Below are 25,464 nucleotides of genomic sequence, written 5' to 3'. Positions count from 1 at the left end.
ACGCTCACCTTGCACTGCGGTAACCCCAAGTGGGACCATTTCGAAGTTCCCAGTCGCCACAAGGTAGGTCACCTGTGTCCCAGCACATAGCCAAGCCCCGTACCACCGCAGTGATCCTGGCCGGTGGCACCGGTCAGCGGGTGGGTCTGTCGATCCCCAAGCAGCTGCTGAAGATCGCCGGCAAGGCAGTCATCGAGCACACGCTGACCACCTTCGAGAAGGCCGACTCGATCGACGACATCATCGTGCTGATGGCGCCCGGTTATGTGCCGGACATCGAGAAGATCGTCGCCAAGGCCGGATTCACGAAGGTCAAGAAGATCATCGAGGGCGGCTCGACCCGGAACGAGACGACCGAGCGCGCCATCGACGCCCTCGGCGAGGGCCTGGCCGAGGGCGAGGACCTCAACGTCCTCTTCCACGACGCCGTGCGCCCCCTGCTGTCACAGCGCGTGATCGACGACTGCGTCGTGGCGCTGGAGCGCTTCCAGGCCGTCGACGTCGCCATCCCGTCCGCGGACACCATCATCGTGACCCGCACCCACGGCGAGGACGGTGAGTTCATCACCGAGATCCCGGACCGCTCCCGGCTGCGCCGCGGCCAGACGCCGCAGGCGTTCAAGCTGTCCACGATCAAGCGGGCCTACGAGGTCGCCGCCGGTGACCCCAACTTCCAGGCCACGGACGACTGCTCCGTCGTGCTCAAGTACCTGCCGGACGTGCCGATCCACGTCGTCGCGGGTGACGAGTACAACATGAAGGTCACCCAGCCCGTCGACGTCTTCATCGCCGACAAGCTCTTCCAGCTGGCCTCCACCGCCGCTCCCGAGCAGGTGAGCGAGGAGGCCTACCGCCAGCTGCTCACCGACAAGACCTTCGTCGTCTTCGGCGGCTCCTACGGCATCGGCAAGGACATCGCCGAACTCGCCGAGTCCTACGGCGCCAAGGTGTACGCGCTGGGCCGCTCCACCACCGGCACTCACGTGGAGAACCCGGAAGAGGTCGACGACGCGTTGTCCAAGGCGTACGCCGAGACCGGGCGCATCGACTACGTCGTCAACACCGCCGGTGTGCTGCGCATCGGCAAGCTCGCCGAGACCGACAACGCCACCATCGAGGAGGCGCTGAAGGTCAACTACCTGGCCCCGGTGCAGATCGCCCGCTCCTCGTACAAGTACCTGTCCGAGACCAAGGGTCAGCTGCTGCTCTACACCTCCAGCAGCTACACCCGCGGCCGCGCCGAGTACAGCCTGTACTCCTCGACCAAGGCCGCCATGGTGAACCTCACCCAGGCCCTGTCCGACGAGTGGGCCGGCGACGGCATCCGCGTCAACTGCATCAACCCGGAGCGCACCGCCACCCCGATGCGCACCAAGGCCTTCGGCCAGGAGCCCGCGGGCAGCCTGCTCTCCTCCGAGGCCGTGGCCCGGACCTCCCTCGACGTGCTGCTCTCCGAGCTGACCGGCCATGTGATCGACGTCCGCCAGCAGGACCCGACGGCGCCCGCCGGAAAGGCCTCCGGCTTCGAGCAGGCGCTGGCCAGTGTTCTGGACCGCCAGGACGGCGTGGCATAATCAGCAGTCAATAGCCTTATGGAATTCAGGCCTCTGCGATTCTTCGTTCACGAAGAATTCACAGGGGCCTGAGTCCTTAGCCCCTCAGACCGGCCCCTCTCCCTGAGCAGGTTCTCCGTGATATCCACCGCTATTCGCGTCGCCCGGGTGGGCAGCCCGGCCGAGCTGGCCGCGGCGGCCCTCATGATCCTGGGCTTCCCGGCGCTCATGCTGGCCGCGCTCGTCCCGAGCGTTCCCGCCTTCGCGGCCGCGGCCGCCGTGACGTACCTGGCGGACCACTATCTGCACCGCAAGAGCAGCTATCTGGTCAACCGCCTGAGCAAGGTCCGGGCCGGTCTGTCGATCCGCTTCCTGATCAGACAACTGCTGCTGATCCTGCTGCTGGCCCGGCTCGGTTTCGCGGACGACCTGATCTACTACGGTGCGATCGCCTGCTTCATCGCCTTCTACGGCCTCCAGGCCCCGCACGGCGCGCTGGTCACCCTGATCCGCAACCGCCGCCGTATGCCGGTCGCCACCCGCAACATCGACCTCGCCTCGCGCATCCGCATCCCGGACGCCCCGCCGCGCAGGCTGCTGCACCGTTCCGCGGAGAAGATGCTGCACCTCGACCTCGCGGCCGTCGCGGGCATCCTCGTCTCGGCGTCCCTGGAGTCGGCCGTGGCCGGCTTCATCGGCATCGGCGTCACGGTCGGCCTGGGCTGCCTGTACGTCGGGGCGCTCGTGCCCTACGTCCGCGGCCGCAAGGTCCCGCCGAAGGCCGACACCGTGCTGGCCGCCGTCGACGACTGGCTGGCCGAGTACCGGCCCGAGACGGTGCTGTACTTCTCCGGCTCCAAGGACTCCGCGTACCAGGTCAACATGTGGCTGGAGACCATGGAGCAGCTGGACTCCAAGCCGCTGATCATCTTGCGCGAGCGGGTCATCCTGAACAACCTGGCGCCCACCACGGTCCCCGTGATCTGCGTGCCCGGCGGCGTGCACCTGATGAACCTGGACCTGTCGAACGTGCGCGTCGCGCTGTACGCGGCGAACGTCGGCAAGAACATCCACCTGCTGCGCGTGCCCACCATGAAGCACGTCTTCATCGGCCACGGCGACAGCGACAAGCTGGCCAGCGTCAACCCGTACAGCAAGGTCTACGACGAGGTGTGGACCGCCGGGCGCGCGGGCCGCGACCGGTACGCCATCGCCGACGTCGGTGTCCGCGACGAGGACATCGTCGAGGTCGGCCGCCCGCAGCTGGCGCCGATCCAGACCTGGCAGGGCGTGCCGGAGGGGCGGATCCCGACCGTGCTCTACGCCCCCACCTGGGAGGGCTGGGACGGCAACCCCGGCAACACCTCGATCGTGCTCGCCGGCGAGAACATCGTGAACAAGCTGGTGACGGCCGACCCGCCGGTCCGCGTGCTGTACAAGCCGCACCCCTTCACCGGCACCGTCAGCGCCGAGGCCAAGGCCGCCCACCAGCGGATCTCCGCGCTGGTCCAGCAGGCCGGCACCGAGCGTGCCACCGACCCGCGCTTCACGGCCGACGCCGCCGCGCAGACCGCCGCCAAGGCCGAGCTCGCCCGCATCGAGGCCCGCCTCGCCGAGCTGTCCGGCAAGGGCAAGGGCAACGGCAACAGCAAGGGCGACGAGGCCGAGGCCACCCGCGACGGGCTGGTCGACGTCGCCAAGCACGAGGAGATCGCCCGGCTGCGCGCCGAGTGGAACACCGCGTACTGGCGCTCCTTCGGCAGCTACGAGCACCGCGTCATCACGGGCGCCGAGCCGCGCCTGTACGACTGCTTCAACGTCTCCGACGCGATGGTCTCCGACATCTCCAGCGTGGTCTCCGACTTCATCGCCAGCGGCAAGCCGTACGCCGTCACGGACTCCGCCGAACTGGGTGTGGAGGAGTTCAAGCGGCAGAACACCGCGGTGCGCGCCGCGACGATCCTGTCGAACAGTGCCGCAGAACTGGGCGGCCTGCTGGACGCCGTACGCGACCCGGCGTCGGACCCGCTGGCCGAGGACCGGGGGGACCTCAAGCGGTACCTGCTCGGCCCGGACGAGCCGACGTCCATCGAGCAGTTCAACACCGCGGTGGCGAACCTCGCGATCAAGGCCGACGCGCGCAACGTCGGCCAGGAGTCACGGGCGGCGGCCGGAGCCGCCGAAGGCGACCTGGCGGCCGTACCCGGGCAGCGGTTGTCGGCGGCCGAGGACGATGTGACGGCCTGACCCGCAAGGCCACTTGAAAGGCCATTTGAAAGGCCCACGGCGCGGCCCCCGAGGAGCAAATCCTCGGGGGCCGCGCCGTTTCTAGTGGGCCTCTTACGTTGCCCGAATAGCGTGACTCCATGTCAGTTCCCTTTTGTGATCTGACTCACCAAACCCTGGCCGTGAGGCAACCGCTTGCAACGCCCAGCCGTCTACCAGGTAGCGAATGATGCGATACGGGGGAAATATCCCGTTGACAAGGGGGAAACGTGACCGTCACGCAGCCTGATGTGACTGTGATCATCGGGGCGTACGAAGCGATGCCGTACCTGGTCGAGTGCCTTGCGTCCGTCGAGGCACAGACCATCGACCCAGGGCGCATCGAAGTCATCGCGGTGGACGACGGCTCGACGGACGGCACGGGGGAGTGCCTGGAGGAATTCGCGGCCCGCGCGCCCATGCCGGTGACCGTGATCCGGCAGGACAACTCCGGTGGCCCCAGCGGCCCGCGCAACGTCGGTCTGGGGAAGGCGACCGGGCGCTACGTCTTCTTCCTGGACGCCGACGACCGGCTGGGCCCCGAGGCCCTGGAGCGCATGGTCGCGATGGGCGACAAGAACGGCACGGACGTCGTCCTCGGCCGGGTCGAGGGCGTCAACCGCACCGCGCCGAAGTCGATGTGGGGCAAGACGCTGGACCGGACCGACGTCTTCTCCTCCAACATCAAGTTCACGCTGAGCGCGCAGAAGCTGTTCCGCCGCGAACTGCTGACCCGGCACCACATGCGCTTCGACGAGTCCCTGTGGACCGGCGAGGACGCGCTGTTCACCATGGAGGCCTATCTGCGGGCGGACGGCGTCTCCGTGGTCGCCGACTACACCTGCTACTACCTGGTGGGCCGCGACGACGGCAAGCACGTGACCAAGAGCGGCGGCTACGCCCTGCGCTTCGACTCCGCGCGCGCCCTGATGAACCTGATAGCCGAGCACGTCCCCGCGGGCGACCGGCGCGACCTGCTCATGGTCCGCCCCTTCCTCATCACCCTGCTGCCGCAGTTCGGTCCCAAGTACGCCAAGGACAGCGAGAAGGTCAGGCGGCACAAGCTCGAACTGGCCAAGCCCTTGATGGACGCGCACTGGACGCCGGACATCGCCCGCCGCCTCAAGGTCGAGGAGCGCCTGCGACTGCACCTGGTCGCCGAGCAGCGCCCCGAACTCCTGCTGCCCGTCGTGGAGTTCGTCAAGGCCAAGAAGCAGCCGGCGGCCCTCCTGGAGAAGAAGGGCCGCCGTGTCTACCTCGCCTACCCGCACTTCCGGGACGCGGCGGCCGGCATACCCGACTCCGTGTACCTCGCCGAACCGCGCGAGGCCCGTGTCTTCCCCGGCTATCGGGAGGGCGGCGCGGACTCGTTCCTGCGGCGGGGGGTGCGCAAGGTGCGGCGGATGCTGAAGTCCTCGCGTGAGGCTACGCCGGGTGGGCGGGCTGCTCCCGCGTAAGGGACCGGCGCTGATCCGGGATCTCGGCCGGGAGTTCCGCCGCCAGCCGCTCCTCCATCCGCGCCCGGTGCTCCCGCGCGGCCGAACACAGCGCCTGTACGGCCTCGTTGAAGCGCACCTGTGACGTGGGCTCGGCCGGCCCCAGCAGATGCTGCTTCAACTCCTCCCGTGCCTCGGCGAGTTGGTCCTTCTCCGGGTGCCGGACCGCGTCCAGCAGCTCCGGCACCCCGGTCGCGTCCGGCGTCAGGACGGTCGCCGCGCGCACGGTCGGGAAGGCCTTGCGGAACACGTCCTCCGCGAGACCGCTGGTGTTCGCCACGGCGTACGGCTTCCCGCTCGCCAGGAAGTCGCTGATCACGCTCGACACATCGCTGATGAGCAGATCGGCCTGGTTGAAGCAGGCGTACAGCGTGGGCCGCGCGGCCGTCACCACCTGGTGCTCCCACTCCGGCAGCGAGGCCCAGTACGCCTCCTCCCAGGCGGCCGTGGCCCGTGCCACCGCCTCCGCCCGCCCCGGCTCCGGCGCCGACTGGAGCATCATCCGCTCGACCTGATCGGCGCTCACCCGGACCTCGGTCGTGGTGAGGTGGTCCAACTCCTTTGCACGAAGGGCGAGTTCACCGGTGTCGCGAGGCCGCTCAGCTGCCCGCTCCCGGTTCGCCACCCTGATCAGCTCGCGGATGCGCAGATCGGCCGCCCCGGCTCGCGGATCCACCGACCCCGTCAGCGGATGCGGCTTGTACAGCAGCCGTACACCGGGGTCCGCGAGCAGCTCCCGTACGAGGTTCTCGCCGGCCTCGACCACCGAGGTGTTGCCGGGGTTGCCGTCCCAGCCCTCCCAGGTCGGCGCGTACAGGACGGTCGTGCGCGCCCCGGCCGGCGGGCCCGCGTACGGCTGTACGGCGTCCAGCTGCGGACGGCCGATCTCCACGACGTCCTTGTCCTCGACGCCGACCTCGGCATACGCATACCGCTCGCGCGCCGCGGGACCCGCCACCCACACCTCGTCGTAGGCCTTCGCGTACGGGTTGCAGGACGACAGCTTGTCGCTCTCCCCGTGGTTGACGAAGGTGTGCTTGAGCGTGGGGATGCGCAGGACCTGGGAGGTCTTGCCGGAGTTGGAGGGGTGGATGAGCATCTGGAGCGAGGACTGCTCCAGGTGCATCAGGGTGGAGACCTTCGGCAGGCAGAGGATCGGGACGTCGGTCGGCGCGATCTTCTGCACCATGAACCGCTCCCGCAGCACGATCAGCGGACGGCCGTCCAGCTTCGCGAGCGGCTCCAGCCACATGTTCGCCTGGTACGCCGAGGACGCGCCGCCGGAGAAGTACAGGCCGACCGTCGGCCGGTACTCGGCCAGCCAGGCGTCCAGCCACTCCAGCGCCGCCCGCTCGCCCGCCGGGCGACGGCTCGGCAGCAGCCGTACGAGAAGGTCGTGCAGGCCCAGCAGGGCGAGCCCGAGGGACAGTGCGATGCCGAGGGCCGCGCAGCGGGGGTCGTCGGTGGCCGCCGTGGTCAGCAGGCCCACCGTGGCCGGGAGCCCGAAGACCAGCAGGCGCGGGCCGGGGCGGCGCAGCAGGAGGGGCGGGGCGGGGGAGAGGCGCAGCGCACTGGCGTCGATGTTGCGGGTGACCACCGGCAGGGTGCGGGTGCGGCGGACCAGCACCGAGACCGCCTGGATCGCGCAGTGCAGGGCGTAGAAGGCGAGGAGGCCCGCGACCAGCGGGGCGTACACCGTCTCCCGGTGCTGCTCGCCGAGCCGCAGCAGGCCCACGACCAGCAGCAGGTCCCGCAGCACATGCCGCACGGTGATGTCCGCGTGCGACTTGGCGAACACCGACAGCATGCCGCGCTGCCAGCGCAGCAGCACACCCTCGACGGCCAAGGACGTGACGGTCGCGGCGAGCAGCAGCGGGACGTGCGGGCGTAGCGCTGCCACGGCCTGGGCACCGAAGGCGGCGGCCAGGAGAGCCGTGACGAGCGCTCTCACCGGGAGGCGGGACAGGGGTGTGGGCAACTGCGGTCACTCCAAGGTCGGGGCGGGACGTGGTGCGCCCGGGTTAACGCGCACCGACCTCCGGACGACACGCGAGTGTCCGGATGGTTTGGAGTGACCGAGGCTGCCGGAACGTCGCCCCTACCGTCCCGACTGCAGCGCCCGGCGGATCGGGCCGCCCACCACACGGCGGGCCCGGCGGTAGACGGACGCCGTGGGGAGCCCTGCGCCCGGCTTGCCGGTGCGGGACAGTTCGCGCCTCAACCGGTCGTTGTCCGTGGCGAGTTCGCTGATACGGCTCTGCAGCCAGCCGAACCTGGTGGTGAGCGAGGTGAGGTCGGCGTCGTTCCAGGGGCGGATGCCCGCCGGGAAGGGCAGCGACCGCATGCGCTCCTCGAAGGCGGCGCCGCCGTCGCCGTGCGTGAACGTGTTCTCCAGACCGTTGCCGTCGAGGAAGCCCGTGAACCGCTCGAACCGCTCCTGGTGGCCGCTCATCAGGGCGCCGAAGTCGGCCTCCTCGTACAGCGACGCCGGGTCCAGGTCCTCGGGCAGCTTGTCGATCCGGCGGTGCGGGATGCCGAAGTAGCGGCACAGCTCCAGCGTGCGCGAGTCGCCGCACAGCACCGTCGCGGGTGTGCCCGCGAGCAGCGCGGCGATGTTGCCGTGGATGCGGGAGCCGAAGGAGAAGTCGAACGCGCGCAGATCGTCGATCCAGGTGACCGGGTCGACGTAGACGCGGACCTTGTCCTCCCGGTACATCGGGTGCTCGGGGTGCGTCGGCATCGCCGTCACCAGGCCGTTCGGGTCGGACAGGTCCCGCCAGTGCAACTGCCGTGCGTCGCTGATGTTCTGGCCGATGAAGCGCAGGTTCGGGTAGCGGGCGTGGGCGCCGGCGATGACCCGGTCCAAGCCCTGGGACCTCACCGCGCTGTGCGAGCCGTTGACCGCGATCCGGGAGCCGGGGATGAGGGCCGGCTCCCGCTTGGTGACGGTGAGTTCCTTGCCGTACATGAAGAGCGACGGGCAGCCGATGACCTCGACGTCCCGGAAGCCCAGGTCCTTGAGGTACTTCTCGGTGAACTCGCCCCGGACACCGATCGAGGCACTGCGGTCGAGCACGGTGGAGACGAACTCGCGCACCGCGGGCTCGATGCCCTTCAGCCGTGCCGCGTTGTAGCCGAGCCCGGCCTGCGCGCCGACCCCCACCACGACCACCGGGATTTTCAGCTTGCTGATCAGCCGTGTCAGCCGCTTCAGCTGTGCCTCGAACGAAGGCCGGAAGGCGTTGGCGAGCGGGACGACGAAGGCGTCGTACTCCTCGTTGATGCGGCCGGCCGCCGAGACGTCGGTGCGGATGCCGTTCGAGACGACCTCGGTGCGCGGGGTTTCGAGGATCTTGTGGGTGGCGTCGCTGAAGATCAGGTTGCCGGAGTTGGTGGCGATGACGTCCCGGTGGAGGGCCTCCTCCACGGAAAAGACGTCGTAGGGGCTCTTACCTGAGCGGAGAAGGATGCGCACAGCGTTCAAAATAAGTTTGCCCTGTCGTTGTTTTCTATAGGCAACCAACGCAACCTTTTTGCCGTATGCGACCCGTGAGCAAACAGTTACCGCATGCCTGTCCGGTCACTTGTCCGGTCGCCTGTCCGGGGGCTGGAATCCCCGCGCGCCGAACGATCCGCTTCGCGTAGATTGCCGATCAGGGAACCGGACCACGTGAGGGGAAAGAGCACAGGTGGCAGGGGCAAGGCAGGGTGTGCGCGAGGCCCGCAGGATCGTCGTCAAGGTGGGGTCCTCGTCGCTGACCACCGCGTCCGGCGGTCTGGACGCAGACCGGGTCGACGCGCTGGTCGACGTCCTGGCCAAGAGCCGCAGCGGCGGGGAGCGGGAGATCGTCCTCGTCTCCTCCGGCGCCATCGCGGCCGGACTCGCCCCGCTGGGCCTGCGCCGGCGCCCCAAGGACCTGGCCCGCCAGCAGGCCGCCGCCAGCGTCGGCCAGGGCCTGCTCGTCGCCCGCTACACCGCCTCCTTCGCCCGCTACGCCGTACGCGTCGGCCAGGTGCTGCTGACCAGCGACGACATGAGCCGCCGCGTCCATCACCGCAATGCCTCCCGCACCCTGGACAAGCTCCTCGCGATGGGCGCGCTCCCGATCGTCAACGAGAACGACACCGTCGCCACCGACGAGATCCGCTTCGGTGACAACGACCGGCTCGCCGCCCTCGTCGCCCACCTCGTCCGCGCCGACCTGCTGGTGCTGCTGTCCGACGTGGACGGCGTCTACGACGGAGACCCCAGCAAGCCGGGGACCTCGCGGATAGCGGAGGTGCGCGGGCCGTCCGACCTGGCCGGGATCGAGATCGGCAGCGCGGGCAAGGCCGGCGTCGGCACCGGCGGCATGGTCACCAAGGTCGAGGCGGCCCGGATCGCCGCCGCCGCCGGCATCCCCGTGGTCCTGACCAGCGCGATCCACGCGGCCGAGGCGCTGCACGGCGGCGACACCGGCACCTACTTCCACGCCACCGGCAAGCGCTCCGCCGACCGCCTGCTGTGGCTCCAGCACGCGTCCACTCCACAGGGCTCGCTGACGCTGGACGACGGCGCGGTACGGGCGGTCGTCGAGGGCCGCAAGTCGCTGCTCCCGGCCGGAATCGCCGCCGTCGAGGGCGAGTTCAGCGCGGGCGACCCGGTCGAGCTGCGCGACAGCGCGGGGGACGCGATCGCGCGCGGGCTCGTCAACTTCGACGCCAAGGAGATTCCGCAACTGCTCGGACGGTCGACGCGGGAACTGGCGCGGGAGCTGGGGGCGGAGTACGAGCGTGAGGTCGTACACCGGGATGATCTGGTGATCCTGCAGCCCTGAGCGGTGGGGCGGCAGCCCTGAGCGGTGGGGGCGGCAGCCCTGAGCGGTGGGGGCGGCAGCCCTGAGCGGTGGGGGCGGCAGCCCGGCCCGGCTTCCCGGGCCGAAAACGGGGTGAACGCCCTGCAATCGGAGTCGCCCTGAGGTGGACGTTCCGCAAAAGCGCCCCGCGAGCCCTTGCGGCCTGCTCAACTTTGTCTCAGGGACATTCCGTACGACCACCGAGTCGGTCACTGCGTAAAGGAGGCCGTTGTGAGACGAGTGCGCCCTGGGACGGCGTCCCGCGGTGCCGGTGGGGCCTCGTCCCGTGCGGCCGGTGAGGAGCGCGCATTGACGAGCGTCGCGGCCGGCGACCGGTACGAGGAGCCCGCGGACCTGCCCCGCCTGTGGCACGTCACCCTCAGCGTCTCCGGCCAGGAGGCCCCGCTGAAGGAGCTGCGGCGCGCCCTCGAGCAACTCGCCCACGACCACCCCTTTTTGCTGACCAGCAGGTACGCCACCGACCACGCCGAGATCCGCTACTGGGAAGAGGCCCGCGACCTGCACGACGCGGCCGCCGTCGCCCTGCGCCTGTGGGGCGAGCACCGGCAGAGCGCGGGGCTGCCGCCCTGGGAGATCGTCGGCCTGGAGGTCATCGACCGCGAGACCTACCACCAGCGGATCGCGGAAGGCTACGGGCCACCACCGGCGACCCCCGTCGGCGTCCATCCCTTCTAGCGGCGCGTAGGGGCAAAAGAGGGCGAGAGGCGCGTATCTGTTCCGTCTCGGGAGGTGGGACAGCGGCAGGACGCCGGCCCCGGTCGCACTACCCTTCTTTCATGACCACGCTTTCGCCGTACGACTCCATGTCCCCGGTCACCCAGGCCGCCTACCGCGCCAAGGCCGCCGCCGCCGACCTCGCCCCCCTCCCGCGGGCCGAGAAGGACGACGCGCTGCTCGCCATCGCGGACGCCCTGGAGGTCCGTACGAGCGAAATCGTCGAGGCCAACGCCAAGGACATCGCCAAGGCCCGCGAGGCCGGCACCAGCGAGGCGATCATCGACCGGCTGACGCTCACCCCGGAGCGCGTGCGGGCCATCGCCGCCGACGTGCGGGACGTCGTCGCGCTGCCCGACCCGGTCGGCGAGGTCGTCCGCGGGTCCACCCTCCCCAACGGCATCGACCTGCGCCAGGTCCGCGTCCCGCTCGGCGTCGTCGGGATCATCTACGAGGCCCGCCCGAACGTCACCGTGGACGCCGCCGCCCTCTGCCTGAAGTCCGGCAACGCCGTGCTGCTGCGCGGCTCGGCCTCCGCGTTCGAGTCGAACACCGCACTCGTCCGGGTGATCCGGGACGCCGTGGGCGGGGCCGGGCTGCCCGCCGACGCCGTGCAGCTGGTGCCCGGGGAGAGCCGGGAGAGCGTGCGCGAGCTGATGCGGGCCCGCGGCCTGGTCGACGTGCTGATCCCGCGCGGCGGCGCCTCGCTGATCCAGACCGTCGTGTCGGAGTCGATCGTTCCCGTCATCGAGACCGGCACCGGCAACTGCCACGTCTACGTCGACGCCCAGGCCGACCTCGACATGGCCATCGACATCCTGATCAACTCCAAGGCCCAGCGCGTCAGCGTCTGCAACGCCGCCGAGACCCTCCTGGTCCACCAGGACATCGCCCCCGAGTTCCTGCCGCGCGCCCTGGACGCCCTCGCGGAGGCCGGGGTGACCGTGCACGCCGACGAGAGGGTGCTGGCGTACGCCAAGGACTCCAAGGCGACCGTCGTCGAGGCCACGACCGAGGACTGGGAGAGCGAGTACCTGTCGTACGACATCGCCGCCGCGGTGGTGGACTCGCTGGACAAGGCCGTCGAGCACATCCGCCTGTGGACCTCCGGCCACACCGAGGCCATCGTGACCACCTCGCAGCAGGCCGCCCGCCGGTTCACCCAGCTGGTCGACTCCACGACGGTCGCGGTGAACGCCTCCACCCGCTTCACGGACGGCGGCCAGTTCGGCTTCGGCGCGGAGATCGGCATCTCCACGCAGAAGCTGCACGCCCGCGGCCCGATGGGGCTGCCGGAGCTGACCAGCACGAAGTACATCGTCACGGGAGACGGGCACGTGCGGCGCTGAGCCGCGCCGGCCGCCATGCGCGCCGTAAGCGGTGCTGCAGGGGGGCGTGTCGGAGGCCTGGACGGCGCACGGCGCGCGGCCAGGGCATATGCGCCCGACACGCGCTCCCGGACTGCCCCTGTGCCGCACCAGAGGCGTCTCACAAGGCGGATGAATCTCCATACCGTCTGCCCAAATTGACCCCCCAGGACTACTCTGGATCCGTGCCGGAGGACGTGGGGGGCACGCCGTTCCCTGACGGCTGGGAGCCCGACGACGACCACGACCGCGGGGTGTCGGACGAAGAGTTCGCCTCCGTGGTCTTCGACGAGGCCTTCGTACGGGCGGCCGTGGTGCACGAGCCGACCGCCGTCGAGCGCCTCCTGGCCGCCGCCCAGGCGAGAGCGGAGGCCTCCGAGGCGGAAGCGCGCCGGGCACACGGCCGGGGTGAGCGGTTCGACGACGGGTACGGCCCCGAGGACCGCGCCGGTTTCGGCCATGATCCCGAGCTCGACGATCTGGACGACACGGACATACTCGAGGACCGCTACGGCGCCCCCGGGATGTACGGCAAGCAGGTCCGCTGGCACCGTCCCGTCGCCTGGGTGCTCGCCCTCGTGATGGGGATCGGCATGGTCGCGCTGGCTTTCGCGGCGGTCTACCGCGGGGCCTCCTCCAGCGGCCGGGACCAGATCACGCCGCCTGCGTCCACCGGGCTCGAACAGGGCAGTGGAGTGGCTCCCTCCGCCTCCGCCGATCACTCCCAGCCGGCCATATCGGCCACCCCCCGCACGCCCTGAACGGACCTGATCGCGGGCCTGAGCGTTGCTGAGAGCTGCCTGACCATCCTGGTGAGAACCTGTCAGAACTTGTCGTGTACCAGGGCGTTTACCGGGGCTCCCCGCGACCTACCCTGAAGATATGGGAGGGCCTGGAGACCCACCCGAGGGGACACCCGAGGGCGGCCCCGGAGGTGGCGAGGACGAGTACCGATCCGTCGTCTTCGACGAGTCGTTCGTCCGTGCTGCCCGCCTTCAGGAGTTCTCCGCGCAGGAGCGCATCGCCGACCACGCGCCCGCCGTACGCCGCCGCCCACCGCTGCGCCGGGGCCTGTCCCGGCAGGCGCTGATCCTGGTCCTGTTGATCGCCGTGGCCTTCGGTACGGCGATCTATATGGGTGTACGGCATCCCTATCAGAACCCCGACGGTTCCGGGCCGCTCGCCGAGCCCCTGCGGATGACCGTCATCCCGCTCGCCCCGCAGGGCAAGGTGCCCGGGACGAGCGACACGAACCACCTGTACGCACAGAGCCCCGCCGCGCAGTTCCGCATCGGCGCGGAGGGCATTCCGCTGCCGGCCGCGCGGCGTACCGCGCACTTCTCGGACAGTCAGGTGACGAACGCGCTGAGTATCGCGAAGGACTACATCGTGCGGTCCTCGCTCTATCCCGAGGTGCTCACCGCGGACCAGATCCGTCCGGTGCGGGTGCTGCTCGATCCCGACCAACTGGATCAGTTCGACCAGAGCTTCAGCCATCCTGCCGCGGACGGGCGGCATGCGCCGACCGGGTGGCTGGTTCGGTTCGATCCGGCTCAGGCCGAGCTGGCCGATCGCAAGATCCGGGTGCAGGGGACGCTGCAGGCCGCCGAGACCGACTCGTCGACGCTCGAGGTCACGGCCGATCACACGTTTGTGTATGCGCTGCGGGCGGTGGAGGCCGGTGCGGATCAGACGGCGCGCGCAGATAAGCAGGCTGCTGAGGCGTCGCTGTTCACCGTGCGCCGGGAGCTGCACTTCCGGTTCGACCGTGAGGACCTGCGGCTGAACCAGGCCCAGCTGGTCGTCTCGTATGTCCAGGCGGGGCCGCTGTCGTGTGCCGACGACTCCACGAACCGGCTGCATCCGCTGCTGGCGGGACAGACGGCCAAGGAGGGCGGGCCGGCCGGGACCGACCCGTATGCCACGGGCGGCGCGACGGCGCTGTGCGGGTCGCTGGCCGCGGGGTCCCAGCCGAAGGTGTGAGCCGGGCGGCCCGCGGCGGAGCCGCTGACAAATGCAGCCGCCCCCGCCGCCTCTACCCGTCCCATCCTGCGTCAGGAAGCGGTTCCGTCAGTTCTCGGTGCCGCGGTCGTCCGTGTCGTCGCGCCTCGGCTCGTCCTTCGGCGGGGCGCTCGTGAACCCGCCGAAGCCCCTTCGTACCCGGCCGCCCAGGTCTCCCGCACCGCCGGCGATGTCCGTGACCAGCTTCATCAGGGGGTCCTTGGAGGACTTCACGTGGGTGGCGTAGTGGGACGCGGACTCACGGAAGGAATCGGTGACGGACGTGTCCTTGTCCTCCGCGCGGCGCGGGTAGTGGCCGTCCATGATCCGCTGGTAGTCGCGGGACTCGGCCCACTTCTTCAGCTCGGCCGCGCGGACCGTGGTGAAGGGGTGGGAGCGGGGCAGGACGTTCAGGATCTTCAGGACCGAATCGCGCAGGTCGCCGCCCGCCTCGTACTCCTCGGCCTGCTTCAGGAACGCGTCCACGTTCATCTCGTGCAGGTGGTGGCCGCCCGCGAGCTTCATCAGGCCGCGCATCGAGGACTGGAGGTCCTGGCCGACGAGCAGGCCGGCCCGGTCGGCGGAGAGCTCCGACTTGCGGAACCACTCCCGCAGGGCCGTCACGATCGCCATGATCGCGAGGTTGCCCAGCGGGATCCAGGCGACCCGGACGGCCAGGCTGGTCAGGAAGAGGAGGATCGTGCGGTAGACCGAGTGGCCGGAGAGGGCGTGGCCCACCTCGTGGCCGACCACCGCCCGCATCTCCTCCTCGTCGAGCAGCTCCAGCAGCCCCGTCGTGACCACGATGATCGGCTCGTCCAGGCCGATGCACATCGCGTTCGGCACCGGGTCCTGGTTGACGTACATCGGCGGGACCTTCTCCAGGTCCAGGATGTAACAGGCGTCCCGCAGCATGTCGTTGAGGTGCGCGAACTGCTGTTCCGACACCCGCACCGAGTCGGACAGGAACAGCAGCCGGAGGCTGCGCTCGGGCAGCAGGCCGCTCAGGGCCTTGAAGACCGTGTCGAAGCCGCTGAGCTTGCGCAGGGCGACCAGGGCCGAGCGGTCCGCCGGGTGCTCGTACGCACGCGAGGAGATCCCCGGGAAACGCCTGCGCTGCCTGCTCGGTACGTTCTCGTGCCCGTTGTGCTCGTGGCCGTCGGACATGTCTTCCCCCATGTGCGTGTGGATGGCTCTGTGCGGCCCTTTGCGGAGCCTTGTGCAGCCCTTTGCGCCCCCGAAGCAGAGCCCAGCCTAGGCGGAGTTACCGTGGACGGGCACTACAGCGAAGGAGTTCCGCGCCATGGAGCACAACCCCGCAGCCTGGCTCACCGAGGCCGCGAGCGCAGCCGAGCAGCAGGGGGCGGGGAATCTGCTCCGGGTCGTACTGATCGTGATGGTCGTGGGCTGTGTGCTGACCGCGTGGTTCCTGTTGCGGGGCTACAGGCGGAAGGACGAGTGAGCCCCCGGGAAGGTTCCCCGCGGGCCGTCGGAGGCGCCCCAACGGTGGAGTCGGCGTGATCGCCGTCATGGCGCCCGCTTACGATGAGCCGACATCTTTATCCCGCCCACACCCGATAGGTCACGCCGAAGATGAGCTTCCACAGCGCAGCTGCCCAGTTGGTCACCCTCGCCGCCGAGGGCGAGGAGCACGGGGGCAACCACGACAGCATCAGCCCGTTGCTCACCGGGGGTGGCGCCTTCGTCATCCTGCTGCTCCTGCTGTGGATCACCACCCGCTTCAACCGCGACCGCTGAGTCCCGACCAGGCCCCTCCCGGTCCGCCCGGGCAGCTGTCGGCCGAAGCCCCTCAGGCGGGGCCGGTAGGGTCTGCACGCATGGGAGAGCAGGACATGCCTACCGGCCCCGGAAGCGGCCCGTCGAGCCCCGGCAAGCGCCGCCTCGGCGTCATGGGTGGAACGTTTGACCCGATCCACCACGGCCACCTCGTCGCGGCCAGCGAGGTCGCCGCGCAGTTCCACCTCGACGAGGTCGTGTTCGTACCGACCGGCCAGCCGTGGCAGAAGAGCCACCGGCACGTCTCCCCGGCCGAGGACCGCTATCTGATGACGGTCATCGCCACCGCCGAGAACCCGCAGTTCTCCGTCAGCCGCATCGACATCGACCGGGGCGGCCCGACGTACACCGTGGACACCCTGCGTGACCTGCGTGCGCTCAACCCGGACACCGATCTCTTCTTCATCACCGGCGCCGACGCCCTCGGCCAGATCCTGACCTGGCGGGACTCGGTGGAGCTGTTCTCCCTCGCGCACTTCATCGGGGTCACCCGGCCCGGCCACCACCTCGACGACTCCGGGCTCCCGGAGGGCGGCGTGTCGTTGGTCGAGGTTCCCGCGCTGGCCATCTCGTCCACCGATTGCCGCGCGAGAGTCGCAAAGGGCGACCCCATCTGGTATCTGGTGCCGGACGGAGTCGTGCGCTACATCGACAAGCGCGAGCTGTACCGCGGCGAGTGAGGCGAGTGAGCCGAGAGGGGCAACCGGTGAACGACCGATACGACGCGGGGTACGGGGATGACCAGTACGAACTCGTCGGATACGACGAGTACGGGCGGCCGGTGTACCGACAGGTCCCGCCACAGCAGCAGCCGCCCCAGCAGTCGTACGACCCCTACGCACAGCAGGGGTACGGCTACGACCCGTACGCGACCGGCCGGCAGCAGCCGGTCCCGCCGTACGACCCCTACGGCAGCGGCGACACCGGTCAGCAGCCGGCCACGCCCGCCTACGACCCGTACGGCACCGGCACGCACCACCAGCAGCAGGCCGGCGGGCACTCGGCGGCGTACGACCCGTACGGCCGTACCGCCACCAGCGGTCAGCACCGCGTCGCCGAGCAGACCGCGTACATCCCGCACCAGGCCGGGCCGGTCGAGGAGCCGGTGGCACAGGACCGGGGCGAACGGGACTACCGCACCGAGCAGTTCGCCTTCGTCGAGGAGCCCGACTCGGACTCCGAGGACGTCATCGACTGGCTGAAGTTCACGGAGAACCGCACCGAGCGCCGCGAAGAGGCCCGGCGACGGGCACGCGCGCGTGTGATCGCGCTCGTGGTCGTCCTGGCGGTCGCCGCGGCCGGCGGCGTCGGCTACCTCTGGTACGCCGGGAAGCTGCCCGGCCTGTCGTCGTCGGACAGCAAGGAGGGCACCGCGACGGCCGTGGGCGCCCAGAAGCGGGACGTGATCGTCGTCCATCTGCACAACACCAAGAAGGGCGGCACCTCCACGGCGCTGCTCGTCGACAACACCACCACCAACCGGGGCACCAGCGTCCTGCTGCCCAACTCCCTCGCCCTGGCCGGTGACGACGGCAGTACGACCACCCTCGCCAAGTCGGTCGACGACGACGGATCCTCCGGGACGCGCGACGCGATCGACACCGTCCTCGGCACCGAGATCCAGGGCACCTGGCGCCTGGACACCCCGTACCTGCAGAACCTCGTCGACCTGGTCGGCAACATCGAGGTCGACACCAACGCCGACGTGCCCGACCCGGACGCCAAGTCCAAGGGCGCAGCGCCCCTCGTACGCAAGGGCCAGGACCAGTCCCTCAGCGGCAAGATGGCCGTCGCCTACGCCACCTACAGCGGCTCGGGCGAGGCCCCGAACGCCCAGCTGGAGCGGTTCGGGCAGGTCATGCAGGCCGTGCTGCGCAAGCTGACCTCGGACACGCAGGGCGCGACGACCACCGTGCAGACGCTCGGGATGATCATCGAGCCGCCGCTGACCGACAAGGACCTCGGCGCCTTCCTCGCCAAGCTCGCCGACCTCGCCAAGGGCGGCGACTACAAGACGGCCCTGCTGCCCGTCCAGACCGACGGCACGCTGAGCGCACAGGCGAGCGCCGGCGTCGTCAAGGACGTCCTCGGCGGCACCGCCAAGAGCCCCGACAAGGACGCCGCCGTCCGCGTGTCGGTCCGCAACGCCAGCGGCGTCAAGGGCAACACCGACAAGGCCCGGGTGGTGCTGCTGAACGGCGGCTTCACCTTCCTGGAGGGCGGTTCGGCGTCCACCGCGGCCACGTCCGAGGTCGTCTACGCCGACGCCGCCGACAAGGACAACGCCACCGAGGTCGCCAAGACCCTGGGCCTTTCCTCCGCAGCGGTCACCAAGGGCGACGTGTCCGCGAACGCGGACGTCACGGTGGTCCTCGGCCAGGACTACGAACCGTCGTCCTCGTAGCAGGCGAAGCGCCGGGGCACTCCACGTCAGCCGTTAATCACGTGGGGTGCTGTCGGCGGTCCATGAGACCCTTGAGGTCAACTGACCGCCGACCCGAAAGCCTTGTAGTGACCGCTACCGACCGTTCTCTCGAGCTCGTCACCACCGCCGCCCAGGCGGCCGCCGACAAGCTCGCGCACGACATCATCGCCTACGACGTCAGCGACGTCCTGTCGATCACAGATGCCTTCCTGCTGGCCTCCGCGCCCAACGACCGCCAGGTCAAGTCGATCGTCGACGAGATCGAGGAGCGGCTCCTGAAGGAGCTCGGCGTCAAGCCGGTGCGCCGTGAGGGCGACCGCGAGGCCCGCTGGGTGCTGCTCGACTACGTCGACATCGTCGTGCACGTCCAGCACAGCGAGGAGCGTGTCTTCTACGCCCTGGAGCGGCTGTGGAAGGACTGCCCCGAGCTCGAGCTGCCCGACGACGCCAAGGCCACCCGCGGCAAGGCCGCGGAGCACGCCAAGCTGCAGGCCGACGAGGAGGCCGCCGAGCTGGGTGGTGAGTGGCGGTGAGCGCCACCGGCGAGGTGACCGCGGGCGGGCCCGGCCGGGGCCGCCGCGTCATCCTGTGGCGGCACGGCCAGACCTCCTGGAACGTGGAGCGCCGCTTCCAGGGCACCACCGACGTCGCCCTCAACGAGGCCGGCATCTCCCAGGCCCGCCGCGCCGCCCGGCTGCTCGTCTCCCTCAAGCCCGACGCGATCATCGCCTCCGACCTTCAGCGCGCCGCGAACACGGCCGCCGAGCTGGCCGCGCTCACCGGCCTGGAGGTGACGCACGACGAGGGCCTGCGCGAGACCTACGCGGGCGTCTGGCAGGGCCTGACGCACGACGAGATCATCGAGCGCCACGGCGAGGAGTACGCCGCGTGGAAGCGCGGTGAGCCGGTGCGCCGCGGCGGCGGCGAGCTGGAGACCGAGGTCGCCGAGCGCGCCGCCCCGGTGGTCCTCCGGCACGCCGAGAAGCTGCCCGACGACGGCACGCTCGTCGTGGTCAGCCACGGCGGCACGATCCGGACGACCATCGGCCGCCTCCTCGGCCTGGAGCCCCGGTACTGGGAGAGTCTCGGCGGCCTCACCAACTGCTGCTGGTCCGTCCTGGGCGAGGGCGCCCGCGGCTGGCGTCTGCTGGAGCACAACGCCGGCACCCTGCCGGAGCCCGTGCTCGGCGACGACGACTGACGCCGGAGGTCCCGGCCGGGACGACCCGGGACCCGGATTTCACTTTCCGGCAGGTCGCAGGCTAAAGTTCTTCTTGTTCGCCCCGCCGAGCGGGAGCGGAAACATCATGCGGCTTCGCCGCGTGACCAGGGGCTATAGCTCAGTTGGTAGAGCGCCTGCATGGCATGCAGGAGGTCAGGAGTTCAATTCTCCTTAGCTCCACAGCGAGACAATAAGATCCCGCCGATCCCTTCGATCGGCGGGATCTTCTGGTATCCGCGGCGGGCGCCCGGATCAACGGCCGGGCTTCCGTGGCCGGTTCACGCGCGGCACTCGCCTCGCTGAACTGTTCGGGTCCGGCTTGAGTCACTTGGGCCTCGCAGGCGTATACCTCTCAGGAGACGCTCGGGGTGCGTGTTCGCTCGGTTCGTACGGTCGCGGAGGCTGCCGTGTCCGGACTGGTACTGAGGCGTCGCTGACCGTATTGGTCCGGCCGTGGCAGAATCAAACGGCCGGAAGGGAGCGCGGCCCGACGGGAGGGAGTAGTGATGCCTGCGAGCATCCTCGGAGAGGTCGGTCACCTCTTCGAAGCAGCCTTGACACGGGATACGATCACCCGCCTCAGCTGCCCTTCCTGCGGCTCCGTCCATGTCGCCCAGCTCCTCGGGGACAACGGCGGAATTTCCTACGTGTGCACGGCCTGCGGCCACAGCTGGAGCTGATCGATGGGTGCACACAGGCGAAAGTGCGACTGGTGCGGCAGCGGAACGCCGATCGTCCGTGACATGGAACCGGTGAACCCCGACTACCAGTACTGGTGCGAGGAATGCGCGCGGGCGCTGATCATAAAAGGCGATCCGATCGAGACGTACCGTGAACTCGAGGGCGAACCGATCTACGGCCGTCTCCTCGAAGAACACTGCACGCTCAAGCGCTTCTATTCCTTCGTCACGGCTTGATCTTCGGCGCGTCCTGACCGGGGCCGGGGTCCCTGAAAGCGACCCCGGCGATCACGAGGAAAAGGCAACCCGCTGTCCCGTAGAGGGCGGACAACGTCAACTCGATGCCGCTTTGGCGCAGTTCGTGCCGCCCCGGGCCGTGCGGCACCCACCACAGGGCGTACGAGGAGAAGACCAGCAGCGCGCTCACGGCGGCGGCCCGGTACGCGTGCGTGCCGAGGAGCAGGACGACCGGCAGGCACCAGACCCAGTGGTGCGACCAGGACACCGGGCTGACGAGCAGCGCCGTCACCGCGCATGACGTCACCGCCCAGGACCGCCGTCCGCGCAACTCCGCCGCCACGGCCACGCCCAGCCCTGCCGCGCCCACCACGGCCGCCGTGAGGATCCAGGCGGCCCCGGGCTCCGGAGTGTGCAGCAGCCGCGCGAGAACGCCGCGCAGGGCCTGGTTCGCGGTGTCCTCGGCGTGCCCGACGCGCCCCGCCGCGAACACCATGCGGCTCCAGAAGTGCCAGGAGTCGTACGGCAGTACGGCCGCGGTCGGCAGGGTCGCCCCGATGAACCAGGCGGCCGCCATGCGCGCGTGGCGCAGCCAGGGCCCGCCGGAGCCGTGCCGGTGCCGGGCCACGAGGCCGGTGACGAGCAGGAACACCGCGAACAGGGCGGGCGTCAGCTTGACGGCCGCCGCGAGCCCGATGCCGATGCCGGCCCAGCGGTCTCCTGGGCGCCGTGACAGATCCCACAGCACCAGGACGGCGAGCAGCAGGTTGATCTGCCCGTACCGCAGTGTCGTCCACACCGGCTCGCACCACACGGCCACCGCCGCGACCCACCAGACGCTCTCCACGCGCGCGTGCCCGACCAGTCGTAGCGACAGCCGGACGAACACCACGAGCAGCGCGAGGTTCCCGGCCGTGCCCAGGGTGCGCAGGGCCGCCGTGTCGAGGAGCGTGAGCGGAGTGAACAGCAGGGCCGCGAACGGCGGGTAGGTGGTCGGCAGTCGGGCGGCCGTCGTCCGCAGCGCGTACAGGTCGCCTCCGGCCCTTACGGTCGCGCCCTCGGCCCGGTACACCATCAGGTCGATCATCGACACGTGCGCGGCCCGCTGGGTCATCCAGAACGCGGCGAAGGAGACCAGGCAGGCACCCATGGCGACCGGCGCTCGACGGTGCACTTTGGGTGGCGCGATCACGGTCACGGAACCCGACATTAGTGCCCGTATCGGCGCGAACTGGAAACGATTTGGTGCTGCACCAGGTCGACCGGTAATGTTGGCGTCGCCGCCGGGGAAGCCCGGAGGAACATGGCACGGGGCTATAGCTCAGTTGGTAGAGCGCCTGCATGGCATGCAGGAGGTCAGGAGTTCAATTCTCCTTAGCTCCACAGCAGATCCCGCCGGATCGGTTCGATCCGGCGGGATCTTTTCGTTTGTTCGCAGCCCGTCGCTTTCAGATGCGGTCATGGAAATGAGGGGCCGTCCGGATCGGATGGCCCCTCTACGCGTGCGTGCCCGGGTTCGGGACGCCTCAGCGGCCCAGGGCGCGCCTGCCGCGGCCCTGGGAGAGGACCGGCAGGTTGTTGCGGGAGGAGTCCTGCGCGCGGGTGTCCTCCTCGATGCGCAGGGCGAGGGCGGGGCAACGGCGTACCGCACGCAGGGCCTTGGCCTCGGCGTAGCGCGGCACCTTCGCCTGGGCGACGGTCGGGAAGCCGTCGGCGCCGAGCTGGAAGACCTCCGGGAGGATGTCCGCGCACAGGCCGTGGCCGCGGCACAGCGTCCAGTCGACGTAGATCTTCTGGCGGCTGGGGCCGTTCTCCTCCGCCTCGGCGCCGCCCGGGATGCCCGAAGGCGCCCTGCCGCCCTCGAAGAGCGGCAGAACGCCCTCCACGGGCCGTCCGCAGCCGTTGCCGAGGACGTGTGCCGCGAGGTCGTCGGTGAATGCCTTGATGGTCGACTCCAGGAACATCGCGGAGCCGTCCGGGTGCGAGCACGCGCCGCGCCGCTTGACGTTCTTGGCGACCTGCTTGAGCGCCTCCAGGGCGGCGGGGCCACCGCCGTTGAGGATGTCCTCCAGGCCGCGCGCGGCGGCCGGCAGACCGAGGTAGCAGGGGCCGCACTGGCCCGCGCTCTCCTCGGCCAGCCACTGCGCCACCCGCAGCGACTCGCCCAGCGGGCAGGTCTCCTGAGTGATCGGCAGGATCGCGCCGGCGCCGAGTGCGCCGCCCACCGCGTCCAGGGAGTTGCGGGAGACGATCGCCTCGTTGACCGTCGCCGCGTCGATCCACTTGCCGTGGTAGCCGCCGGTCAGCACGCCCTGCGGGACGGGCGGGGCGCCGGCGAGCTGGAGGACGTAGCGCAGCGGTACGCCCGTGGGCACCTCGATGACCATCGGGCGGGCGACCGCGCCGGAGACCGTGAGCATGACGGTGCCCGGCTCGTCGTACAGACCGGTGTTGCCGTAGCGCTCCGGGCCGATGCGGGCGGCGATGGCGAGCTGCGCGAACGTCTCGGCGTTGGACAGCAGGGTCGGGGCGCCGCCGACGCCGTTCTGCGAGGCGCTGACCTTGCGGCCGGGCGGGATGGCCGGGCCGCCGTCGATGGAGCGGATCAGGGAGGCGGCGGCGCCGGTGACCATGCGCACGGGGTTGCGCTGGACGAACGCGCGTAGCGCGGACCGACGGCTGTTGCTGAGACCGCGCTCGGCGAGGGCGGCTTCCATGGAGCGCTGAGTCGATTCCCGGGTGACCCCCACCACGAGCGTGCGGGCACCCAGGGCCTCGGCGCACAGCAGCGCGCCGTCCAGGATGAGATGCGGGGCACGGTTGATCATCACCGTGTCCTTGCGGCAGGCCGGTTCGTCCTCACTGCCGTTGACGACGACGACCGGCCGTACGCCGCGCTTGATCGCCGCCTCGGCGACCGAGCGCAGTTTCTTGTGGAAGGGGAAGCCCGCGCCGCCGCGGCCCTTCAGGTTGATGTTCTCGGCGAGCTTCGCGAGTTGCTCGCCGCCCATCGGTTCGAGCGGCCCGTGCACCTTCAGATGCATGGGCAGATCGAGTCTTTCGACAAGGTCGAAGCCCGACGTCAGCTGGGGAAGGCCGACGACGCGGACTTCGGGGACGTCGGGCAGGGCCTCGTTCACTTAAAGCCTCCGGAAGGCGTGTTCCAAGGTTCGCCCGAACCCGGTGCGTCGAAGTCGTAGGGGGCACCGGGGAATGTTTCAGTGGCGGGACCGCTGTTGTTGTACGTGTCGTCCTGGTTGTACGTACCGAAGACGGCGTTCGTCTCAGAGGTGTCGTACACATCACTCGAGCCGTAGCCCGAGGCGCCCGAATTGCCATAGACGGGGATGTTGTATCCCGTGTCGTTGAGCGGGTCGTAGGACGACCGGGGCGCCTCGCCCACGGGTGGCGGGGACGGGATCGGCCAGCTGCCCGAGGTGCTGCCCGAGCCGTCGACGCGCGGGATCGCCTCCGTCGGCTGCATGTCCAGGGGCAGGTCCATGCGTGAGGTCTGGTCGGTCATGTAGGGCTGCTGCCGACCCTGGGAGCGGGGTGAGACGGCGCGGTAGGCGGCGGCGAAGCCGCCCGTGGACTCCGCCGCGGAGGGAGCCGTGGAGGGCATGCCGGGCAGCGGGCCCGTCCGCTCGTCGCGCGAGGGCCGTGACGGGCGCTGGTTGTCGTAGCCCGGCAGCGCGGACCCGGACGCGGCCCGCGCGCGGCTCTCCTCCAGGTCCTCGCGGGCCCCGGCTTCGTTGCCGATGATCTGGGCGAGCCGGTCGGCGAACTTGCGCTTGACGGGGCGCGGGGAGGCGCGCAGCGCGAGGGCCGCGGCGACGGCGACCACGCACAGCTCGTAGCAGACCATGAAGAACGTCTTCGCGGGACGGCCGGCGAACAGGCCGTGGATCAGGGCCGCGCACCAGGCCGGGTAGGCCAGCATGTGCATCGCGCGCCAGCGCGCCGCGACCGGCGCCGGGGAGGCGAACTGGTTGCGCAGGGCGCCGGTGACACCCACGAAGATCATGAGCAGGGCGGCCAGGGACCCCAGGCCGATGAGGAAGGCGCTGCCCGGGATCTCGTCGCCGCCGGCGAACACCAGGCTGAAGGGGATCAGCGCGGCGATCGGGCTGGCGTGGTCCAGCGCCAGCTTCACGCCGATGTGCACCAGGAGGAACGCGATCGAGGCCACGGCCGTCACCCGGTGGATGCCCTGCGCGATGATCCGCTGGCGGGTGTTGAGGATCATCCGGTCCTGGGCGACGAGGCCCCAGATGACCGAGCAGGTGAGGCAGACGAGTGACAGGACGCCGGCACCGAAGTTGAGGAACTCCTGGAGCCAGGTGCCGCCGAGCAGCACAACCAGGGGGATGAGCAGCAGAACAGCAGCGGTCGCCACCCCGTAGGCCGACCGGCCCGTCCTGGGGAGCGAACTGTTACTACGACGAGGGTTCATGGGGGCAACTCCGAGCGGTTCGGGAAGGCGGTCCCGCTGCCGCACTCTAAGTGGCTCCATACCGGGGGGTACGGCGTTTGAGTTATTGCGTTGTTATCTACGGGCTGCGAGGGGCTTGCGTTGTCCCTTAGCGACTGTTACGCCAGGTAACAATTGAAGGTTGTTCAGCTTTTCCAGGTCTTCACAACCCTCAGGTACGGAACTCAGGGTGCGGTTGTTCACGCGCACCCCCGTCCGGAAGCCGTCGCGCCCCCGCTGAAAGGTCGTCGCGACGCGCTCCGGCGCTGCGGTACCCTGACGCCATGCGTGCCGTACGCCTTCTGCTTAGCGAGCCGCGCTGATCAGTCCCGACCCCGGGCCACCCGGATGGTCGGAATCGGCGCGGCGTCCCCTCCTGT

At 70.0% G+C, this 25,464-nt stretch carries 21 protein-coding genes and 2 tRNA genes; 17 read left to right on the top strand and 6 right to left on the bottom strand.

Features of this window, described 5'->3' with window-relative positions; all coding sequences use genetic code 11:
• Positions 1-74: 74 nt before the first annotated feature.
• The 3 genes from PBV52_RS15195 (at position 75) to PBV52_RS15185 (ending at position 5,275) form a co-directional block, all read left to right on the top strand.
• Entirely contained in the window at positions 75-1,574 is a 1,500-nt protein-coding gene (locus PBV52_RS15195) for a bifunctional cytidylyltransferase/SDR family oxidoreductase (protein ID WP_274238893.1), read from the top strand.
• Between the two features lie 147 nt (positions 1,575-1,721).
• The gene (locus PBV52_RS15190) at positions 1,722-3,800 is read left to right on the top strand and encodes a hypothetical protein (RefSeq protein ID WP_274249394.1); all 2,079 of its coding nucleotides are present in this window, start codon (positions 1,722-1,724) and stop codon (positions 3,798-3,800) included.
• Positions 3,801-4,048: 248 nt separating this feature from the next.
• Positions 4,049-5,275, top strand: coding sequence for a glycosyltransferase (locus PBV52_RS15185; protein WP_274238892.1), 1,227 nt, complete (start codon positions 4,049-4,051; stop codon positions 5,273-5,275).
• Here the strand turns inward: PBV52_RS15185 and PBV52_RS15180 are convergent.
• Together PBV52_RS15180 and PBV52_RS15175 are read right to left on the bottom strand one after the other, a co-directional pair.
• Positions 5,244-7,292 (bottom strand): hypothetical protein, encoded by a 2,049-nt coding sequence (locus PBV52_RS15180; protein ID WP_274238891.1) that lies wholly within the window; start codon positions 7,290-7,292, stop codon positions 5,244-5,246. The genes PBV52_RS15185 and PBV52_RS15180 overlap by 32 nt on opposite strands.
• Positions 7,293-7,412: 120 nt before the next feature.
• Positions 7,413-8,789 (bottom strand): polysaccharide pyruvyl transferase family protein, encoded by a 1,377-nt coding sequence (locus PBV52_RS15175; RefSeq protein ID WP_274238890.1) that lies wholly within the window; start codon positions 8,787-8,789, stop codon positions 7,413-7,415.
• 214 nt (positions 8,790-9,003) lie between these two features.
• Here PBV52_RS15175 and proB point away from each other — a divergent pair, with 214 nt between their 5' ends.
• The 5 genes from proB to PBV52_RS15150 all read left to right on the top strand — a co-directional run bounded on the left by proB (position 9,004) and on the right by PBV52_RS15150 (position 14,234).
• Positions 9,004-10,131: a glutamate 5-kinase gene (gene proB, locus PBV52_RS15170; RefSeq protein WP_274238889.1), complete on the top strand. Its 1,128-nt coding sequence runs from the start codon at positions 9,004-9,006 to the stop codon at positions 10,129-10,131.
• Positions 10,132-10,380: 249 nt separating this feature from the next.
• Entirely contained in the window at positions 10,381-10,845 is a 465-nt protein-coding gene (locus tag PBV52_RS15165; RefSeq protein WP_274238888.1) for a hypothetical protein, read from the top strand.
• Between the two features lie 101 nt (positions 10,846-10,946).
• Positions 10,947-12,233, top strand: a complete 1,287-nt coding sequence (locus PBV52_RS15160) for a glutamate-5-semialdehyde dehydrogenase (protein ID WP_274238887.1) — start codon at positions 10,947-10,949, stop codon at positions 12,231-12,233.
• A 176-nt stretch (positions 12,234-12,409) separates the two neighbouring features.
• Entirely contained in the window at positions 12,410-13,012 is a 603-nt protein-coding gene (locus PBV52_RS15155; protein WP_274238886.1) for a hypothetical protein, read from the top strand.
• Positions 13,013-13,133: 121 nt separating this feature from the next.
• A complete protein-coding gene (locus tag PBV52_RS15150) occupies positions 13,134-14,234 on the top strand; it encodes a hypothetical protein (protein ID WP_274238885.1) in 1,101 nt (366 codons plus the stop codon).
• Between the two features lie 87 nt (positions 14,235-14,321).
• Here the strand turns inward: PBV52_RS15150 and PBV52_RS15145 are convergent, their stop codons facing one another.
• Positions 14,322-15,431 carry a M48 family metallopeptidase gene (locus PBV52_RS15145; protein WP_373921870.1) on the bottom strand — a complete coding sequence of 370 codons (1,110 nt, stop codon included), beginning with the start codon at positions 15,429-15,431 and terminating at the stop codon, positions 14,322-14,324.
• 124 nt (positions 15,432-15,555) lie between these two features.
• Between PBV52_RS15145 and PBV52_RS15140 the strand changes: the two genes are divergently transcribed.
• From PBV52_RS15140 to PBV52_RS15105, 8 genes are all read left to right on the top strand, one after another.
• Positions 15,556-15,714, top strand: coding sequence for a hypothetical protein (locus PBV52_RS15140; protein WP_167364390.1), 159 nt, complete (start codon positions 15,556-15,558; stop codon positions 15,712-15,714).
• 131 nt (positions 15,715-15,845) lie between these two features.
• Positions 15,846-16,010 carry a hypothetical protein gene (locus PBV52_RS15135; protein WP_086869378.1) on the top strand — a complete coding sequence of 55 codons (165 nt, stop codon included), beginning with the start codon at positions 15,846-15,848 and terminating at the stop codon, positions 16,008-16,010.
• Positions 16,011-16,090: 80 nt separating this feature from the next.
• Positions 16,091-16,729, top strand: a complete 639-nt coding sequence (nadD, locus tag PBV52_RS15130; protein ID WP_274238883.1) for a nicotinate-nucleotide adenylyltransferase — start codon at positions 16,091-16,093, stop codon at positions 16,727-16,729.
• A gap of 26 nt (positions 16,730-16,755) precedes the next feature.
• Positions 16,756-18,453 (top strand): LCP family protein, encoded by a 1,698-nt coding sequence (locus tag PBV52_RS15125; RefSeq protein ID WP_274238882.1) that lies wholly within the window; start codon positions 16,756-16,758, stop codon positions 18,451-18,453.
• 107 nt (positions 18,454-18,560) lie between these two features.
• Positions 18,561-19,007 (top strand): ribosome silencing factor, encoded by a 447-nt coding sequence (gene rsfS / locus PBV52_RS15120; RefSeq protein WP_274238881.1) that lies wholly within the window; start codon positions 18,561-18,563, stop codon positions 19,005-19,007.
• Complete coding sequence (locus tag PBV52_RS15115; protein WP_274238880.1) at positions 19,004-19,675, top strand: histidine phosphatase family protein; 672 nt, start codon at positions 19,004-19,006, stop codon at positions 19,673-19,675. The genes rsfS and PBV52_RS15115 overlap by 4 nt, the downstream gene beginning before the upstream one ends.
• A gap of 128 nt (positions 19,676-19,803) precedes the next feature.
• Positions 19,804-19,876, top strand: a tRNA-Ala gene (locus PBV52_RS15110).
• A 503-nt stretch (positions 19,877-20,379) separates the two neighbouring features.
• The gene (locus PBV52_RS15105) at positions 20,380-20,613 is read left to right on the top strand and encodes a hypothetical protein (RefSeq protein ID WP_003976229.1); all 234 of its coding nucleotides are present in this window, start codon (positions 20,380-20,382) and stop codon (positions 20,611-20,613) included.
• On the opposite strand, the gene PBV52_RS15100 is transcribed toward PBV52_RS15105, so the two are convergent.
• Positions 20,603-21,811 carry a glycosyltransferase 87 family protein gene (locus PBV52_RS15100; RefSeq protein WP_274238878.1) on the bottom strand — a complete coding sequence of 403 codons (1,209 nt, stop codon included), beginning with the start codon at positions 21,809-21,811 and terminating at the stop codon, positions 20,603-20,605. The two genes, PBV52_RS15105 and PBV52_RS15100, sit on opposite strands and share 11 nt — an antisense overlap.
• A gap of 112 nt (positions 21,812-21,923) precedes the next feature.
• Between PBV52_RS15100 and PBV52_RS15095 the strand changes: the two genes are divergently transcribed.
• Positions 21,924-21,996 (top strand) — tRNA-Ala (locus PBV52_RS15095).
• 143 nt (positions 21,997-22,139) lie between these two features.
• On the opposite strand, the gene PBV52_RS15090 is transcribed toward PBV52_RS15095, so the two are convergent.
• Together PBV52_RS15090 and PBV52_RS15085 are read right to left on the bottom strand one after the other, a co-directional pair.
• A complete protein-coding gene (locus tag PBV52_RS15090) occupies positions 22,140-23,753 on the bottom strand; it encodes an NADH-quinone oxidoreductase subunit NuoF family protein (protein ID WP_274238877.1) in 1,614 nt (537 codons plus the stop codon).
• Complete coding sequence (locus tag PBV52_RS15085; RefSeq protein ID WP_274238876.1) at positions 23,750-25,066, bottom strand: cytochrome b/b6 domain-containing protein; 1,317 nt, start codon at positions 25,064-25,066, stop codon at positions 23,750-23,752. The genes PBV52_RS15090 and PBV52_RS15085 overlap by 4 nt, the downstream gene beginning before the upstream one ends.
• Positions 25,067-25,464 lie beyond the last annotated feature (398 nt).

Source organism: Streptomyces sp. T12 (assembly GCF_028736035.1).
Taxonomy (GTDB): domain Bacteria; phylum Actinomycetota; class Actinomycetes; order Streptomycetales; family Streptomycetaceae; genus Streptomyces.
Note: the sequence above shows the minus strand (reverse complement) of the source record. Positions and strands in the feature narration are given on the sequence as shown.

What these genes read in the sequence shown, in the direction of transcription:
- PBV52_RS15160 (WP_274238887.1), top strand. Translation starts at nt 10,947, where the DNA reads ATGACCACGCTTTCGCCGTACGACTCCATGTCCCCGGTCACCCAGGCC.
- PBV52_RS15150 (WP_274238885.1), top strand. Translation starts at nt 13,134, where the DNA reads ATGGGAGGGCCTGGAGACCCACCCGAGGGGACACCCGAGGGCGGCCCC.
- PBV52_RS15145 (WP_373921870.1), bottom strand. Translation starts at nt 15,431, where the DNA reads ATGGGGGAAGACATGTCCGACGGCCACGAGCACAACGGGCACGAGAAC.
- PBV52_RS15140 (WP_167364390.1), top strand. Translation starts at nt 15,556, where the DNA reads ATGGAGCACAACCCCGCAGCCTGGCTCACCGAGGCCGCGAGCGCAGCC.
- PBV52_RS15135 (WP_086869378.1), top strand. Translation starts at nt 15,846, where the DNA reads ATGAGCTTCCACAGCGCAGCTGCCCAGTTGGTCACCCTCGCCGCCGAG.
- nadD (WP_274238883.1), top strand. Translation starts at nt 16,091, where the DNA reads ATGGGAGAGCAGGACATGCCTACCGGCCCCGGAAGCGGCCCGTCGAGC.
- PBV52_RS15105 (WP_003976229.1), top strand. Translation starts at nt 20,380, where the DNA reads ATGGGTGCACACAGGCGAAAGTGCGACTGGTGCGGCAGCGGAACGCCG.
- PBV52_RS15085 (WP_274238876.1), bottom strand. Translation starts at nt 25,066, where the DNA reads ATGAACCCTCGTCGTAGTAACAGTTCGCTCCCCAGGACGGGCCGGTCG.